The organism is Streptomyces sp. NPDC002701, assembly GCF_042889045.1.
Taxonomy (GTDB): Bacteria; Actinomycetota; Actinomycetes; order Streptomycetales; family Streptomycetaceae; genus Streptomyces.
In genome coordinates this window covers 402683-419178 of record NZ_JBIAQL010000003.1, presented here as the reverse complement: position 1 = coordinate 419178, position 16496 = coordinate 402683, and the positions used below count along the sequence as shown (strand labels likewise).

13 protein-coding genes are annotated in these 16496 nt (G+C 70.8%); 6 read left to right on the top strand and 7 right to left on the bottom strand.

Annotated elements, in window-relative coordinates:
* Positions 1–5: 5 nt before the first annotated feature.
* The 5 genes from ACFYXC_RS10290 to ACFYXC_RS10270 form a co-directional block, all read right to left on the bottom strand.
* Positions 6–1082, bottom strand: a complete 1077-nt coding sequence (locus ACFYXC_RS10290; RefSeq protein WP_389549168.1) for a hypothetical protein — start codon at positions 1080–1082, stop codon at positions 6–8.
* A gap of 423 nt (positions 1083–1505) precedes the next feature.
* Complete coding sequence (locus ACFYXC_RS10285) at positions 1506–1937, bottom strand: hypothetical protein (RefSeq protein WP_389549165.1); 432 nt, start codon at positions 1935–1937, stop codon at positions 1506–1508.
* Between the two features lie 99 nt (positions 1938–2036).
* Complete coding sequence (locus ACFYXC_RS10280; RefSeq protein ID WP_388914730.1) at positions 2037–3248, bottom strand: pyridoxal phosphate-dependent aminotransferase; 1212 nt, start codon at positions 3246–3248, stop codon at positions 2037–2039.
* 209 nt (positions 3249–3457) lie between these two features.
* A complete protein-coding gene (locus tag ACFYXC_RS10275) occupies positions 3458–5086 on the bottom strand; it encodes an amidohydrolase family protein (protein WP_389549161.1) in 1629 nt (542 codons plus the stop codon).
* Between the two features lie 9 nt (positions 5087–5095).
* The gene (locus ACFYXC_RS10270) at positions 5096–6379 is read right to left on the bottom strand and encodes an amino acid deaminase (RefSeq protein ID WP_389549158.1); all 1284 of its coding nucleotides are present in this window, start codon (positions 6377–6379) and stop codon (positions 5096–5098) included.
* Positions 6380–6517: 138 nt separating this feature from the next.
* Between ACFYXC_RS10270 and ACFYXC_RS10265 the strand changes: the two genes are divergently transcribed.
* The 5 genes from ACFYXC_RS10265 to ACFYXC_RS10245 all read left to right on the top strand — a co-directional run bounded on the left by ACFYXC_RS10265 (position 6518) and on the right by ACFYXC_RS10245 (position 11529).
* Complete coding sequence (locus tag ACFYXC_RS10265; protein WP_389549156.1) at positions 6518–7939, top strand: sugar kinase; 1422 nt, start codon at positions 6518–6520, stop codon at positions 7937–7939.
* Complete coding sequence (locus ACFYXC_RS10260) at positions 7936–8700, top strand: IclR family transcriptional regulator (RefSeq protein ID WP_388914743.1); 765 nt, start codon at positions 7936–7938, stop codon at positions 8698–8700. Before ACFYXC_RS10265 ends, ACFYXC_RS10260 begins: the two co-directional genes overlap by 4 nt.
* Complete coding sequence (locus ACFYXC_RS10255) at positions 8697–9110, top strand: RidA family protein (RefSeq protein ID WP_388914746.1); 414 nt, start codon at positions 8697–8699, stop codon at positions 9108–9110. The genes ACFYXC_RS10260 and ACFYXC_RS10255 overlap by 4 nt, the downstream gene beginning before the upstream one ends.
* A 184-nt stretch (positions 9111–9294) precedes the next feature.
* Positions 9295–10890, top strand: a complete 1596-nt coding sequence (locus ACFYXC_RS10250) for a GntP family permease (RefSeq protein WP_389549151.1) — start codon at positions 9295–9297, stop codon at positions 10888–10890.
* Between the two features lie 66 nt (positions 10891–10956).
* Positions 10957–11529, top strand: coding sequence for a hypothetical protein (locus tag ACFYXC_RS10245; RefSeq protein WP_389549148.1), 573 nt, complete (start codon positions 10957–10959; stop codon positions 11527–11529).
* Positions 11530–11611: 82 nt separating this feature from the next.
* Here the strand turns inward: ACFYXC_RS10245 and ACFYXC_RS10240 are convergent, their stop codons facing one another.
* Positions 11612–12961: a M14 family metallopeptidase gene (locus tag ACFYXC_RS10240; protein WP_389549145.1), complete on the bottom strand. Its 1350-nt coding sequence runs from the start codon at positions 12959–12961 to the stop codon at positions 11612–11614.
* A 265-nt stretch (positions 12962–13226) separates the two neighbouring features.
* Between ACFYXC_RS10240 and ACFYXC_RS10235 the strand changes: the two genes are divergently transcribed.
* On the top strand, positions 13227–14591 hold the full coding sequence (locus tag ACFYXC_RS10235; protein ID WP_388914758.1) for an Nramp family divalent metal transporter: 1365 nt from the start codon (positions 13227–13229) through the stop codon (positions 14589–14591).
* Positions 14592–14673: 82 nt separating this feature from the next.
* On the opposite strand, the gene ACFYXC_RS10230 is transcribed toward ACFYXC_RS10235, so the two are convergent.
* Positions 14674–16365, bottom strand: coding sequence for a chitinase (locus ACFYXC_RS10230; protein WP_389549141.1), 1692 nt, complete (start codon positions 16363–16365; stop codon positions 14674–14676).
* Positions 16366–16496 lie beyond the last annotated feature (131 nt).

Below are 16496 nucleotides of genomic sequence, written 5' to 3'. Positions count from 1 at the left end.
TCCCCCTACTTTCGGGCCCGGCGGGCCATGTCGTGCAGCACCTCGGAGGCGGGCACGGGCGCCTGCCGGACGCCGGTCAGCTTCTGGTTGAGATACGTGCTGTGCGCGTCGGTGGCCGCTGTGAACTCGACGGCCGCGCCCTGCGGCCTGAACCCGTGCTTCACCGCGAGCTTCCGCAACGCCTTGTCGCTGCCCAGGAGTTCACCGAGCGCGCGTCCCTCGTCGGTGAGGGGGACGACGGTGTGGTCGCTGTTCGCCGTGGTGTCCGGGTACAGGACGGTCAGGTCGTCGACGCCCTGGCCCTGGGCGAGGAGCGAGGCGACCTGGGACTCGTAGACGAGGACCAGCGGATTTCCGACCCCGCTCACGAAGTCCCTGAACGCCGCGTCCGTGCTGGTCTGCTGCGAACCCTGCACGCTGATCAGCTTGCGCATCAGGGGTGCCGTGCGGGCGACGGCCCCGGCACCGTCGGCGACCCGGCCGCCGTCGGCCACGTAGGAGGCGGCGGCGAGGTACAGCGCGCCCGAGTTCGAACTGGTCGGGTCGGTGCTGGAGATGAACAGCGTGCCGCTCAGCTCACCGTGCCCGTCCGCCCCCTTGAGCTGCTGCCAGGTCCTGTCGTCCCCGGCGGCCTTGAGGTACGCCGTCATGTCGAGGGTGCCGTTGCCCTGCTTGCCCAGGGTCGCGAGGCCGTTGCGCGCCAGCACCTCGGCGGCGCTGCGGTGCGCGACGACCACCAGCGGCGAGTAGAAGGGGCGCGGCAGCGGCTGCCGTACGCCGTACTTCGCGGCGAGTTCCCCGGCGGGGGCCTGGCTGGAGGGGAAGGCGAAGTCGTACCCCTTGAGGTCGAGCCCCTCCATGGCCCAGGAGCCGGAGGTCTCGGTCTCCACGGTGTAGCCCTTGGCAGCAAGGGCTTTCACCACGTCCGGGTCGGCGAAGAACTCCGCCTTCTCCGACCCGATCACTCCCAGCACGGTCTTCGTTGCCGTGCTCGTGTCCTGCTCTTCGCGGCCTGCTACGACGGCTGCTGCCACTCCGCCGATCAGGAATACCGCCAGGACGATGGCGATGATTCGTCTCACATGCGGAGCCTGCTCCCGGAATCCGACGTTCCTCGCCGCGTCGGATGAACAGAGGGTGTCCACCCCATCCCAGTACGCAACCGGACCCGCAGCCACCGCTCAGAGCGCCCCGACAGGGGCGCGAGGAACCGCGCGGCCCACCCTCACCGGCCGGCACGGAGTGTTTTTTAGGGGCGCGGGGAACTGCGCGACCAGCCCCCACCGGCCCGCACGGTGCACACAACGGACGCACGCCAAAAGGGCCGCACCTGAACAAGGCGCGGCCCTTCCGTCAAGCGGGGGCACCCGGCCCGCACGTCGCTGCGGGTGCGCGCGGACCGGGGCCGTTCGGGGAAGCCCGAAGGCTTCGGAGCCGAAGCCGCGGGGGCGCCCCCGCGGCCAAGGGCCGGAGACACCCGGAGCGGCTCCCGCTCGGTGGGCGGTTCAGTGGGCGGCGAGAGCCGCCGCCCCGACGGCCGCCGCATGCGCGTCCATGCACTCGGCGGCCAGGATCGCCGCCGCCGTGTCCGCCCGCGACGCGGCGACGACGAGCGCACGCCCCGCAAGGGCGTGCGCCCGCCGGTGCAGCCCGGCGGAACGGGGATCGAGCCCGGTGGAGGCGGCAGCGGTGGCGGCGACCGCCACCCGGACCGGCGGACGACCGGCGCGCAGCCGGGTCACCTGCTCGGCCAGCCGCTCGGCGGCGGCATCGAGCATGGCGGACGGTTCGAGCCCACGGAGCTCGTCCGTGACGGCGAGCAGTGCCGTCAGATGACCGGCGAGCTGGATGTCCAGCTCCTCCTCGCGCGACCGGTGGGGGAAGTCGGCGGTGCCGGCCATCGTGTGGACCGACTTGGTGCGGATCGGTTCGTACATGGGAGACGGCCTCCTGTGTCCTGACAGGAAGCCATCCTAGCTTGGATTTCGTCTAAAGTTGAGCAGACTCAGGAAACGGATCCGGTCGGCCACGCACCGTCACCGCTGCCCGTAACCGTCCAGGAAGTTCCCGATCCGCGTCACCGCGTCCGTCAGGTCTCGGGCGGTGGGCAGGGTGACGACCCGGAAGTGATCGGGTTCCGGCCAGTTGAAGCCCGTCCCCTGCACCACCATGATCTTCTCGGTCCGCAGCAGGTCCAGTACCATCCGCCGGTCGTCCTTGATCTTGAAGACCTTCGGATCGAGGCGCGGGAAGAGATAGAGCGCCCCCTTCGGCTTCACGCAGGTCACGCCCGGGATCTGCGTGAGCAGCGAGTGGGCCACGTCCCGCTGCTCACGCAGCCGCCCGCCGGGCAGGACGAGGTCGTTGACGGTCTGCCGGCCGCTGAGCGCGGCGACCACACCGTGCTGGCCGGGCATGTTGGCGCACAGCCGCATGTTGGCGAGGATCGTCAGGCCCTCGATGTACGAGTCGGCGTGCGCCCGCGGCCCGGAGATCGCCATCCAGCCGACCCGGTACCCGGCCACGCGGTACGCCTTCGACATCCCGTTGAACGTCAGGGTCAGCAGGTCCGGGGCGACCTTGGCGGTCGGGGTGTGCACGGCCTCGTCGTAGAGGATCTTGTCGTAGATCTCGTCCGAGCAGACCAGCAGGTTGTGGCGGCGGGCGATGTCCGTGAGCCCCCGCAGCATCGCCTCGTCGTAGACCGCGCCCGTCGGGTTGTTCGGGTTGATGATCACGATCGCCTTGGTGCGGTCGGTGACCTTCCGCTCCACGTCGGCGAGATCGGGCATCCAGTCGGACTGCTCGTCGCAGCGGTAGTGCACGGCGGTGCCGCCGGAGAGGGAGACGGCGGCCGTCCACAGGGGATAGTCGGGCGCCGGTACGAGGACCTCGTCGCCGTCGTCCAGCAGGCCCTGCATCGCCATCACGATCAGCTCGGACACGCCGTTGCCGATGAAGACGTGCTCGACGTCCGTCTCGATGCCGAGGGTCTGGTTGTGCATGACCACGGCGCGGCGGGCCGCGAGCAGGCCCTTCGCGTCTCCGTAGCCGTGCGCGGTGGAGACGTTGCGGAGGATGTCCTCCAGGATCTCCGGCGGGCACTCGAAGCCGAAGGCTGCCGGGTTTCCGGTGTTCAGCTTGAGGATCCGGTGGCCTGCCGCTTCCAGCCGCATCGCCTCCTCGAGCACCGGGCCCCGGATCTCGTAACAGACGTTGGCGAGCTTGGTCGACTGGATCACCTGCATGCCCGTGAGCCTACGGTGGGGTGGGGCTTCCCGCGCCGTGTTTTCCACCACGTGGGCGCTCCGCTTGGCTGCGGGGTGTGTGGGTGCGGGTTCGTGGGGGCTGGGCGCGCAGTTCCCCGCGCCCCTTCAGGGCGCCTCCGGTTCCCGTGCCTTTATGGGAATGGGCCGTGGGGGTTGAGCGCGCAGTTCCCCGCGCCCCTTCAAGGCGGTCAAGGGGTGGGGGTGCGGCGGATCGTGCGGCCTGCCAGGGTGGCTGTGCGGTGGCCGTCCTCGATGACGAAGCGGCCGTCGATCAGGACGTGCGGGATCCCGGTCGGCAGCGTGCGGGGCGCGTCGAAGGTCGAGCCCGCGGCGACCGTCTCGGGGTCGAAGAGGACCAGGTCGGCGCGGTAGCCCTCGCGGACCAGGCCCCGGTCGGGCAGCCGCAGCCGTGCCGCCGGCCGTGACGTGAGATGGGCGACGCATTCCTCCAGGCTGAGGACGCCCAGCTCCCGCACGTACCGGCCGAGGTACTGGGGGAACGTGCCGTACGCGCGCGGGTGCGGCTTGTCGCCCCGCAGGATGCCGTCCGAGCCGCCGGTGTGGACGCCGTGCCGCATGATCGCCCGCACGTTCTCCTCGTGGCCCACGTGCTGGAGGATCGTCGAGCCGAGACCGTCGTCGAGGAGCAGCCGGCGGGCAGTGGTCCAGGGGGCCTCACCGCGCACGTCCGCCGACTCCTGGACCGTCCGGCCCACGTAGGACGCGAGCGCCGGATCGGCCACGCCGGAGATCTCGATGGTGTCCCATTCGATGGGCACCCCGTGGCACCCGTCCGACCCCACCACCTCCATGTGGTGGCGGATCCGCCCGGCCGTCTCCTCGTCCCGCAGCCGGGCCAGGGTCGGCTCAGGGCCGCCCTCGCTCGCCCAGCTGGGCAGCATCGCCACAAGCGTCGTACAGCCGGGTGTGTACGGATAGGTGTCGAGGCTGATGTCGGCCCCGCCCGCGAGCGCCTCGTCGAGGAGCGCCAGAAGGTCCGGGCCCTTCCCCTTGTTCACGCCGAAGTTCATGGTGGCGTGCGCGAGATGGAGGGAGCAGCCCGCGGCGCGGGTCAGGTCCACCATCTCCCGGTACGCGTCCAGCGCGCCGGCGCCGTACGAGCGGTGGTGCGGGCAGTAGTAGCCGCCGTACTCCGCGACGACCCGGCACAGTTCCGTCAGCTCGGCGTCCTTGGCGTACATGCCGGGGGTGTAGGTGAGCCCGGAGGACATGCCGACCGCGCCCTCGCGCATCCCGTCGGCGACCAGCCGCCGCATGTGGTCCAGCTCCTCCGGCGTCGCCTCCCGGTCGTCCCAGCCGACGGCGAGCATCCGGACGGCGCCCTGCGGGACGAGGTAGGCGGCGTTGACGGCGATGCCCTCACCACCGAAGCCGTGGTCCAGACGGTCGAGGTACTCGCCCACCGACCGCCAGCTGAAGTCGATGTCGTCGCCGCTGCCGTTCCAGCCGGTGATCGCGCGGCGCACCTCGGCGAGGGTGCGGTCGTCGACGGGCGCGTACGACAGCCCGTCCTGCCCGATGACCTCCAGCGTGACGCCCTGCGCGGCCTTCGCGCTGTGGTCGGGGTCCCGCAGGAGGGCGAGGTCGCTGTGGGCGTGCATGTCGATGAAGCCGGGGGCCAGCACCAGGCCCTCGGCGTCCACCACCCGGCGGGCGACGGGCCGCAGACACCCGGCGGCGGCCGCCTCCTGCACCACGGAGGTGATCCTGCCGCCCTCGATGCCCACGTCGGCCCGGTAGGAGGGGCCTCCGCTGCCGTCGACGACGTCCACGTCACGGATGACGAGATCCATCATGGCGGGCTCCTAGAAGTAGGTGCGGATGTAGTCGACGACCGTGCCGTCCCGCTCCACCAGCGGGATCAGCTGCCACTTGTCGAACGAGGTGCAGGGATGCGAGAGCCCCATGCCCACCCAGTCGCCGACCCGCAGCCCGGTGTCCCCCGCCGTACGGATCCAGGCATGCTGGTCGGACAGCCCGGTGACCGTGACACCGTCCGCCGGCCGTTCGCCGTCCTCCCCTCGTACGACCTGCACCTCGGGCAGGTCCAGGTCGTACGCCGCGTCACGCTTGCCCGCGTTGGCGAACGCCTGCTCGGCCGAGGGGCGGGAGACGACCTGCGCCCAGAGCCGGAACGCGGGGTGCAGCGCGCCCTCCTCGGGGATCCGGACGAAGGGCGTCACCTCGCGGTAGTGCCCGTCGTCGTGCGAGACGTACGCCCCAGAGCGCAGCAGCTTCAGGACCGGCAGTGACAGTTCGGGCAGCTCGGCGAAGACGTCGGCCACCGCGTCGAACCATGCGCTGCCGCCCGCGCTGACCACGATCTCGTCCGGGGCGGCGGCGTCGAACCGGCCCGCCTTGTCGAAGTCCACGGCCAGGGCGGTCAGCCGCCGCAGCCACGCCCGCACCCGCTCCGGGTCGGCGTCCGGCACCTCGCCCTCGTACCCCGCGACGCCCACCAGCCGCAGGGTGTCCGTACCGGCCACGGCGTCCGCGACGGCCGCGCACTCCGCCTCGGTCCGCGCACCGGTGCGGGCCCCGTCACCCGCGCCCAGTTCGACGACGACGTCCACCGGGCGCGAGCCCCCGCGCAGCGCGGCGTCCATCAGCTCGACGCCGCGCACGGAGTCGACGTAACAGACGAACCGGAAACCGGGGTCGGCGTCGAGCTGCGCGGAGATCCAGCCGAGAGCGGCCGGGTCCACCACCTCGTTGGCGAGGAAGATCCGCTGGACGCCGAACGCCCGCGCCACCCGCACCTGGTGCGGCACGGCGAGCGTGATGCCCCAGGCGCCGTGCTCGATCTGCCGGTGGAAGAGCTGGGGAGCCATCGAGGTCTTGCCGTGCGGCGCGAAGACAAGACCATGACGCTCGGCGTACGTCTCCATGAGCCGCAGATTGTGTTCGAGCCGCTCGGCGGACAGGGAGAGCAGGGGCGTGGTGAAGCCCCCGCTGAACAGATTGCGCCGCTGGGCGGCCAGTTCGCCGACGGTCAGCCCTTCGGCGTCGGGCGGGAGGCCCTTGAAGCGGTGGTCGACACGCTCGTCCGCGAGACGTGCCGCGGTCGAGGCGGCGGAGTCGGCAGCCATGGGAGCCTCCCTGATGAGGGCCGTTGCACCGTCTGCAACAGCCATTGCGTATCGCGCTCACTGCTGTCTAACATCTCGGCCAACGCCGGGTCAACGGAGTCGCCCGGACCCGCGCCAGGACGAGGAGCCCCAGCCATCGTGACCCGCACCGGACCGCCCGTCGGCACCGACCACGACGCCACGCGCCCGCCGGCCGCCGTGGAGGTCGTCACCCTCGGCGAGTCCATGGTCACGTTCCTCCCCTCCCGGCCGGGCCGCCTCGCCGACGTACCGTCGTTCGAGCGCGCGATCGGAGGCGCGGAGTCCAACGTGGCGTGCGTACTGGCGGCCGCCGGCCACACCGCGAAGTGGGTCAGCCGGGTCGGCGCCGACGGCTTCGGCGACCACCTCGTCGAGACCATCGGGTCGTACGGGGTCGACACCTCGGCCGTACGGCGCGATCCCGCCCGCGCCACCGGCATCTACTTCCGCACGGCCGGCGACCGCGCCACGGACGCCCACGAGGTGGCGTACTACCGCACGGGCTCAGCCGCTTCGGCGATGTCCCCCGCCACCGCAGACCTGGACGCCCTCGACTCCGGCCGCGTCCTCCACCTCTCCGGCATCACGGCCGCCCTCTCACCGACCTGCCTGTCACTCCTCACCACCCTCACCGCCCCCCGCCCGGGCCGCCCCCTGATCTCCTTCGACGTCAACTACCGGGAGGGCCTCTGGCCGGACCGGGCCACGGCGGGCACCACCCTCCTCACCCTGGCCCGAGCGGCGGACCTGGTCTTCGTCGGCGAGGACGAGGCGGAGGCGGCCTGGGGCATCACGGGCGGCCCGGAGGCCATCCGCGAGGCCCTCCCCGAGCCCCGCACGCTGGTGATCAAGAACGGCAGCCGGGGCGCCACCCTGTTCGAGGCCGGCCCGTCCACGCACCACCGGCCGCGTACGGCGGGGAGGGGGCGTGCCGGGGGGTGTCCGCCCGCAGCGGATGGCGCGTCCACGGGCAGCACTTCTCAAACCCCTCGTTCCGCGCCAGACCGAGGACGGACACCCCCCGGCGCGCACCCGCACCACTCCCTCCCCGAGGGCGAAGACACAGCGGCGCGGCACCCGCAGGACTCCCTCTCCCAACCCGAGAACACAACGACGCGGCACCCGCACGACTCCCTCCCCGGAGCCGAGAACACGACGGCGCGGCACCCGCACGACTCCCTCCCCGGAGCCGAGAACACGACGGCGCCGCACCCGCCCCCCGCCCCCCGCCAGGACACCGTCACCTTCGCCCCGGCTCTCACCGTGGACGTGGTCGCCCCCGTGGGCGCGGGCGACGCCTTCGCCGCCGGCTTCCTCTCGGCGACCCTCCGCGACCTGCCCGCACGACACCGCCTCCGCCACGGCCACCTCATGGCCGCCGCGGCCCTCACCGCCCCCGGCGACCTGGCCGCACCCCCCTCCCGCGCCCACGCCGACCGCCTCGCCGCCCTGGACGACGCCGCGTGGGAGACACTTCGACTCGGCCCCGGCTGGACGAACGCCGCAGACCGGGCCGAGGAGGAGGTACCCACCCCATGAGCCAGACCGTCGACCGCGCGCTGAGCATCCTGCCGCTGCTCGCCGAGGGCCCCGCCGACCTGGGCCAGGTCGCCGACCGGCTCGGCGTCCACAAGTCCACCGCCCTGCGGCTCCTGCGGACCCTGCACGAACACGGCCTGGTCTACCGCCAGTCCGACCAGCGCTACCGCCTGGGCGCCCGCCTCTTCGCCCTCGCCCAGGAGGCCGTGGAGAACCTCGACGTCCGCGAGATCGCCCACCCCCACCTCGTACGCCTCAACGAGACCTGCGGCCACACGGTCCACCTCGCCGTGTACGAGGAGGGCGAGGTGCTCTACATCGACAAGGTCGAGAGCCGCTACCCGGTACGCATGTACTCACGGATCGGCAAACCGGTCGCCATCACGGTCGCCGCCGTCGCGAAGCTGCTCCTCGCCGACCTGCCGGAGCCCGAGCGCCGCGCCGTCGCGGAGAAGCTCGACTACCCCATGTACACGTCCCGTTCGACGCCCAGCGCCCCCGCCTTCCTGCGGGAACTGGACAAGGTGCGCGAACAGGGCTGGGCCACCGACCTGGGCGGCCACGAGGAGTCCATCAACTGCGTCGGCGCGCCGATCCGCGGCACGGACGGACGGGTGGTCGCCGCCATGTCCGTCTCCGCCCCGAACGTCGTCGTCACCGCGGACGAACTCCTCACCCTCCTCCCGCTGGTCCGCCGTACCGCGGAGGCCGTCAGCGGCGAGTACTCAGGCAAGACCCCGACGAAGGAAACCAGCACATGACCGAGAAGACCGCCCTCACCCCCAGGACCCACACCACCCCGCCCGCCAGGTTCTCGCACGGCGTCAGGAAGGGGAACATCCTCCAGGTCGCGGGCCAGGTCGGCTTCCTGCCCGCGGTCGAGGGGCAGCCGCCGACGCCCGCCGGGCCGACCCTGCGCGAGCAGACCCTCCAGACGCTCGCCAACGTCCAGGCCATCCTGGAAGAGGGCGGCGCGTCCTGGGACGACGCGATGATGATCCGCGTCTACCTGACGGACGTGGACCACTTCGCCGAGATGAACGCGATCTACAACGCGTACTTCGAGGACCAGAACCTCACCGCACCCCCGGCGGCCCGCACCACGGTCTACGTCGGCCTGCCCGCCGGTCTCCTCATCGAGATCGACGCCCTGGCGGTCCTGGACGACTGAGCCCCACCCCCGCGCCCCTCAGGGGCGCGGGGAACGGCGCGTCCAACCCCCACCGGCCCGCACCCGCCCCCCACCCGGCGCACGACAAGCACGACACCCCCGCACCCCCCGCACCCCGTACGGCGATACCCCCTGCCCAAAAACACCTTGAACCACTTGAAGCCCTCAGGAAGAGGCCCTCCCCATGTCATCCCTCCTCGCAGCCACACCACCAGCCCCAGAGACCCCACCCCACACAGGCGGCCTGCTCCTCCTCCTGGACGGCACGGCGGGTCTCCTGACCGTCGCGGCCCTCGGCATCGTCCTTCTGCTGGTCCTGATCATCAAGGTCAGACTCCAGCCGTTCGTCGCCCTGCTGGCCGTCTCCATAGCCGTCGGCCTGTCGGCCGGCCTCTCCGTCACCGAACTCTTCGGCACCGTCCAGCGGTCGGCCTCGGTCTCGATGATCGAGTCGGGCATGGGCGGCATCCTCGGCCACGTCGCGATCATCATCGGCCTCGGCACCATGCTCGGCGCGATCCTCGAGGTATCGGGCGGCGCGGAAGCGCTCAGCGCCCGCCTGCTCAACCTGTTCGGCGAGAAGCGCGCCCCGCTCGCCATGGGCCTCACCGGCCTCATCTTCGGCATCCCGGTCTTCTTCGACGTCGGCATCTTCGTCCTCGCGCCGATCGTCTACGCCGCCGCCAAGCGCTCCGGCAAGTCGATCCTGCTCTACTGCATGCCGCTGCTCGCGGGCCTGTCGATGACCCACGCGTTCCTGCCGCCGCACCCCGGCCCGGTGGCGGCCGCCGGTCTGTTCAAGGTCGACCTCGGCTGGGTCATCCTGATGGGCGTCGTCGTCGGCATCCCGGCCGTGCTCGCCGCCTGGGTGTACGCCGCGTGGATCGGCAAGCGCCTCTTCGTCCCCGTACCGCAGGACATGCTGGAGGCCGCGGACGAGGCGAAGGCCGCCGTCGCCGAGGAGCGCGCCGCCCGCCGCGCCGCCGCCCGCTCGACGGGCTCCACCGACGCCTCCGCCGACGGCACCGGCAAGGGCAAGGGCACCGGCAAGGGCGCCGACGGGGGCACCGGCACCGTGGTGACCGCCCAGCCCGAGGACTACGCGGAGCAGCCCGTCCCGCTCGCCACCGTGTTCCTCATCATCGGTACGCCCCTGCTGCTGATCCTCGCCGCGACCTTCTCCTCGATCGCGCTGGACCCCTCGACCTTCCGCTCTGTCGTCGAGTTCTTCGGGCACCCCTTCGTCGCGCTGACGATCGCGCTGCTGATGGCCTACTACCTGCTGGGCATCCGGCGCGGCTGGTCCCGCCAGTCCCTGGAGACGGTGTCCACCTCGTCCCTCAAGCCCGTCGGCAACATCCTGCTCGTCGTGGGCGCGGGCGGGGTCTTCGGCGCCGTCCTGAAGGGCTCGGGCATCGCGGACGCGCTGGCCGACACCTTCAACGACGTCGGCCTGCCGGTCATCGTGCTGGCCTGGCTGATCTCGGTCGTGCTGCGAGTGGCCCAGGGCTCGGCGACGGTCGCCATCGTCACCACCGCGGGCATCGTCGTCCCGCTGGTGGAGGGCCAGGACCTGTCCCAGGCCCACCTGGCACTGATCATCATGGCGATCTCGGCCGGCTCGATCTTCGCCTCGCACGTCAACGACGGCGGCTTCTGGATCGTCGCCAAGTACTTCGGCATCTCCGAACGCGACACGCTCAAGTCGTGGACGGTCCTGGAGACCGTGCTGTCGGTGGCGGGCTTCGCGGTGGCGGCGTCGCTCAGCGTCTTTATCTGACGAAGTAGCGGGAGGAACCGGAACCCGACTGTTCCTGACACAGGATCGTCGACCATACTGCCCGCTGTGGAGCAGCGCATAGGACCCAACATCCCGCCCTTGCAAGGCGCCGCGGCCGACCCGGCGTTCGTGCCCGGCATCACGGGCCCGCGCCCCGCCGAGCCCGACGCCGCGCAGCCGAAGGAGCCCGCCGAGGAGGCCGCCTCGCCCGAGACGGCCTCCGACGGCCCGCTGACGAAGGAGGAACAGGAACCCTCCGTCGTGGAGGAGCCGGACGACGGGTCCGGGGAGGCCGAAGAGACGCCGGCCCCGGACGGCGGCCCGGTCTTCGAGGCCGCCGACCGGCGTGCGAAGGTCGTCGCCGACCACAGCGGCGTACGGCTGCGCCTGGACGACCAGGAGGCCGAGTTCCGCTGGGACGAGATCGGCGCCGTCGAGACCGAGTCCCCGCGCTTCGGCAAGCGTTTCACCATCACGGTGCACACCCCCGACCGCCGCTGGTACCCCCTGGAGATCGAGGCGAAGTCCCGCTCCGACTTCAAGGAGTGGGAGACGGACCTCGACAAGGTCCTGGACACCTACTTCGAAGAGGCGGAAGAGGCCGAGGACGAGGAAGCCCCGGAGCCGAGCGCCCCGTAAGGGGCGCGGGGAGCTGCGCGACCAGCGACACCGGACGCGCAGTTCCCCACACCCTCGTCCCGGCACCACGGCCGACCGGAGGTCAGGCGCAGTACTGCGCCTCCTTGCCGATGGACCGGTACATGCAGTCGGCGTTCTCCAGCAACTGCAGCACCGCGTCCCGGTTCCGCGAGGTCTCCCGCTCGATGACCTCGTCGGGCGGATAGAACCCGCCCCCGCCACCGGACGACGGATACATCTCGAAGGTGTAGCCGAAGATCTTCTGGCTGCCCCACAGATAGTCGTCGATGGACCCGTCCGTGATGTAGAGGTCGCTCGACTGCTCCGGTGTGTAGCCGTTGCTGGCCGCCATCTTCTGGCCCACCGCTGCGAAGGCGTTGCGGTCGTCCGCCGTCATGCCGGTCGCGGTGTCCGCGGTGGTGTACCCGAAGGGCCACAGCACCAGTTCGCTGTAGGTGTGGAAGTCCACGCCGGCCCTGATCTGCTGCTTGCCGCCGACGACCCGGCTGCGGACGAAGTCGGCGACGACCTTCACCTCGGTCGCCGACTCGGGCGCCGTGCCCCGGTAGGTCTCGGACGACGTGGAGCCGGACGAGCCGCCGCAGCAGCCCCAGCGGTAGTTCCAGTTGCGGTTCAGGTCCGTGCCGACGTACGAACTGCCGCTGTTGGGCTGGCGGTTCTTGCGCCACGAGCGGTACGCGCCGGTCGCGATGTCGTACTCGCCGCCGTCGGGGTTGAGGTCCGGCACGATCCAGATCTCGCGGTTGTTCACCATGTTCGTGACCCGGGAGTCCGAGCCGTACCCGGCGCCGAGCTCGCGCAGCAGGTAGAGCGCCATCTCCACGGTGAGGTGCTCGCGGGCGTGCTGGTGGTGGGTGAACAGGACCTCGGGCTCGGACTCGTCGGTGGCGACGTTGTCGCTGATCTTGACGGCGATGATGTCCCGGCCCTGGTACGACTTCCCGATCACGCGCTTGCTCATGATGCCCGGGTAGGCGGCCAGGCGCTGGTCGATCTCCGTGTTCATCTCGGCGTAGTTGTGGTAGCGCGAGTCGGCGGAGGGGAAGTCGAGGACACCGACGTCCGCGGCGCTGGACCGGTCCGGGGCGGCGCCGAGGAGCGAGACCTCGTACCCGAGCTGCCGCAGTTTCCTCGCGTGGGAGGCGCGGCCCGAGACGACGACGGTCTCCTCGTCGGCCTCGTCGATCGACACACCGGTCCGGGCGATGGCCGTGCGGGTGGCCGAGGTGCTGCCGTGCAGGTGGATCTCGTACTGGCGGATCTCGTCCGCGTCGGAGACGGGAGCCTTGCCGGAGGCGCCGCTCGCGGTGGTCGTCGCGGCGACGGGGGCCGCGAGCGCCAGGGCGAGGAGCGTGGCGAGGGCGGCGGAACGCCGACCACGTCTGCTGCCGTCCTTGTTACGAAGTCGCATGTGTTCTCCTGTTTTCTCCATGAGATCCGGGATCACCGGAAATGTGGGGATTGGAGCAGGGAGCTGTGCGGTGTGGCGCTCATCGTGGGGCCATGGCATGTTCTGGTCAAGGGTGGGCCGGGGGCCGATACCGGAAACAGGCCGACATCGTGCCGCCGCCGGTGTTCGGCACCTGCTCGAACAGGCGGTTCGTGCTGTGCACATCAGGTGCCGATCGGCGCGCGCCCTCTTGTGCCCCGCAGCTCTTTACGCTTTCTTGATCGGCATGGCGGACACCTCGGGACACGCGGACACCAGGCAGAACTCAGTACCCCGTAAATCCAGTTGGAAGTACATCGGCCCCGGCATCGTGGTCGCCGCGACGGGGGTGGGCGCGGGTGACCTCGTCGCCACCCTGATCGCCGGCTCGAACTTCGGCTACACCCTGCTGTGGGCGGCGGTCATCGGCTGCCTCGTCAAGATCTCCCTCGCCGAGGCGGCGGGCCGCTGGCACCTGTCCACCGGCCGGACGCTCTTCGACGGCTGGGCGAGCCTCGGCCGCTGGACCTCGTGGTTCTTCGTCGTGTACGTCGTGATCTGGGGCTTCGTCTACGGGGCGGCGGCCATGTCCTCGTCGGGCCTGCCCCTGCAGGCCCTGTTCCCGGACGTCATGGACCTCAAGTGGTGGGCGATCCTGACCGGCCTGGTCGGTCTGGTCTTCGTCTGGTTCAACAAGTACGCGGTCTTCGAGAAGGTCATGACGGTCCTGGTGGGCGTGATGTTCGTCGTCACCGTCTATCTGGCGATCCGCGTCACCCCGAACCTGGGTGAGGCGTTCGCGGGCCTGCTGCCGGTCCTGCCCGACGAGAAGGACTCGATCCTCAACACGCTCGGCCTGATCGGCGGCGTCGGCGGCACGATCACGCTCGCCGCGTACGGCTACTGGGTCAACGCCAAGGGCTGGACGAACACCGGCTGGATGAAGGTGATGCGGCTCGACAACCGCGTCGCCTACATCACCACGGGCGTCTTCGTCATCGCGATGCTCTTCGTGGGAGCGGAGATCCTGCACTCCTCCAACGTCGCCATCGCGAGCGGCGACAAGGGCCTCATCCAGCTCGGCGACATCCTGGAGGACGAGTACGGCACGGCGACCGCCAAGTTCTTCCTCATCGGCTTCTTCGCCACGTCCTTCACCTCCCTCATCGGCGTCTGGCACGGCGTCAGCCTGATGTTCGCCGACTTCGTGGAACGCTTCCGCAAGGACCGGGCCGCCGCGTCCGCCGCCTCCGGCGGGGAGGGCACGAAGGCGGGGACGGACACGACCGTGGCCTCGGGCGAGGAAGTGGCCTCCGGGACCCACGAGAGGTCCTGGCCCTTCCGCGCCTACCTCCTCTGGCTGACCTTCCCGCCCATGATCCTGCTCTTCGAGGGCCAGCCCTTCCGCCTGATCATCCTGTACGGGGTCCTGGGCGCGGCCTTCCTCCCCTTCCTCGCCCTCACCCTGGTCTGGCTCCTCAACTCCTCCCGCACACCCGCCGAATGGCGCAACGGCATCCTGAGCAACGCCATGCTGACCCTCGCGGGCCTGCTCTTCGTCGTCCTGTGCGTGAAGCAGGTCTGGGACCAGCCGTGGTCGGAGTTCTTCTGACGCCCGTTCCCCGGCAGGCCACTCCGCCGCACCGGTGCGTTCGTACACGCACCGGTGCGGCGGACGTCACGACGGGCCGGCGCTACGGCAGCGCGTGCACGTGCGGTCCGACCGCGTTCGACCAGGCGTTGCCGCTCGTGGCGTCCCAGTTCGTGGACCAGGTCATCGCGCCGCGCAGGTCGGGGTAGGTCCGCGGCGGCTTGAAGGAGCCGCAGTTCGTGCCCCTGGTGAGGCAGTCCAGGGCGTTGTTCACGATCGACGGGGAGACGTATCCGCTGCCCGCGCCGCGGGTCGACGCCGGAACGCCGAGGCCCACCTGGGACGGGGCGAGACCGTTCTCCAGCTGGATGCAGGCGAGCGCGGTGAGGAAGTCCACCGAGCCCTGCGAGTACACCTTGCCGTCGCAGCCGAGCATCGAACCGCTGTTGTAGTACTGCATGTTGACGACCGTGAGGATGTCCTTGACGTTCAGGGCCGTCTGGAAGTAGGTGTTCGACGTCGACTGCATGTCGATCGTCTGCGGCGCCATCGTGATGATCAGCGAGGAGCCCGCCTTCGAGGAGAGGGACCGCAGCGCCTGCGTCATGTACGTGGCGTTGAGGCCGTTCTCCAGGTCGATGTCGACGCCGTCGAACCCGTACGTCTGCATCAGCGAGTGGACGGAGTTCGCGAAGTTCGCCGCGGAGGTGGCGTCGTTCACCGCCACCCTGCCGAGCTCGCCGCCGATGGAGATGATCACCTTCTTGCCCGCGACCTGCTTGGCCCGCACGTCCGCCTTGAACTGGTCGACCGTGTAGCCGTTCAGTCCGGCCGAGTCGAGGTTGAAGGTGACGGCGCCGGGCGTCGACGTGGCGTCGGCGAAGGACACCGCGATGATGTCGTACTGGGACGGGACGTCGGAGATCTTCTGGACGGCCGCGCCGTTGTTGAAGTTCTGCCAGTAGCCCGTCACCGCGTGCCTGGGCAGGGTGCCCGGGTTGCCCGTGGACGCCTTGGTCGTCCCGGTGACCGTCGTGGACCTCGCCGACTCACCGGCCGTGTTGGTCGCGGTGACCTGGAAGGGGTACGAGGTGGCGGCGGCCAGGCCGGTGACCGTCGCCGAGGTGCCGGTCACCGCGGCGACCTTCGTGCCGTTGCGGTAGACGTTGTAGCCGCTCGCGCCCGAGACGGGGTTCCAGGCGAGGGAGACGGAGGACGAGGTCGTGGAGGCCACGTTCAGGCCGGCCGGGGTCGCGGGGACCACCGGGTCGGGGTCGCCGCCCGTACCGCCCCCGTCGGGACCGAACACGGACACGTCGTCGGCGAAGTAGGCCGCCTGGCCGTACCAGCCGTGGGTGTAGACGGTCACGGACGTGGTGTTCGCGCCCGTCGTGAAGGACGTCGTCAGCTGTTTCCAGGAGGAGGAGTCCGGGGTCCACGTCGACACGTCCGTGGTGCCCGTGCCGCTCGCGCCGAGGTACGCGTACCCGCCCTGCACCCAGGCGCTCAGCGTGTAGCGCGAGTTGGCCTTCACCGCGACGGTCTGGCTGCACCGGGCGTTGTCCTGCCCGGCCGGCGTGGCCTTCAGGGCGGACGCGCCCCCGTGCACGGGCGAGGAGACGGTGGCGCCGCTGCCCGCCGAACAGGTCCAGCTGGACAGCCCCGACTCGAAGCCGGCGTTCTTCGTGTTGTTGACGTCCGCGGCGATGGCCTGGCCGGCACCGGTGAGGGAGAGGACGGACGCGGCGAGCACGGCGGCGAGGGCGCCCGCCCAGGTCCGTCTGTGTCTGGGCATGCCTGGTACGCGGTCCACTGGTGCCTCCGGTGGGGGAGTGGGGGTGGGGAGGGGGCGAGCACGGTGGCCACCGTCGCCTCTCCAAACTGGTCCAGACCAATGCGGTTGTCAAGACCTCTGGCGAGTTCAAC

Excerpts from the sequence above, each read along its gene's own strand:
- ACFYXC_RS10285 (WP_389549165.1), bottom strand. The coding sequence starts at position 1,937 with ATGTACGAACCGATCCGCACCAAGTCGGTCCACACGATGGCCGGCACC.
- ACFYXC_RS10280 (WP_388914730.1), bottom strand. The coding sequence starts at position 3,248 with ATGCAGGTGATCCAGTCGACCAAGCTCGCCAACGTCTGTTACGAGATC.
- ACFYXC_RS10275 (WP_389549161.1), bottom strand. The coding sequence starts at position 5,086 with ATGATGGATCTCGTCATCCGTGACGTGGACGTCGTCGACGGCAGCGGA.
- ACFYXC_RS10270 (WP_389549158.1), bottom strand. The coding sequence starts at position 6,379 with ATGGCTGCCGACTCCGCCGCCTCGACCGCGGCACGTCTCGCGGACGAG.
- ACFYXC_RS10260 (WP_388914743.1), top strand. The coding sequence starts at position 7,936 with ATGAGCCAGACCGTCGACCGCGCGCTGAGCATCCTGCCGCTGCTCGCC.
- ACFYXC_RS10255 (WP_388914746.1), top strand. The coding sequence starts at position 8,697 with ATGACCGAGAAGACCGCCCTCACCCCCAGGACCCACACCACCCCGCCC.
- ACFYXC_RS10250 (WP_389549151.1), top strand. The coding sequence starts at position 9,295 with ATGTCATCCCTCCTCGCAGCCACACCACCAGCCCCAGAGACCCCACCC.
- ACFYXC_RS10240 (WP_389549145.1), bottom strand. The coding sequence starts at position 12,961 with ATGCGACTTCGTAACAAGGACGGCAGCAGACGTGGTCGGCGTTCCGCC.
- ACFYXC_RS10235 (WP_388914758.1), top strand. The coding sequence starts at position 13,227 with ATGGCGGACACCTCGGGACACGCGGACACCAGGCAGAACTCAGTACCC.
- ACFYXC_RS10230 (WP_389549141.1), bottom strand. The coding sequence starts at position 16,365 with ATGCCCAGACACAGACGGACCTGGGCGGGCGCCCTCGCCGCCGTGCTC.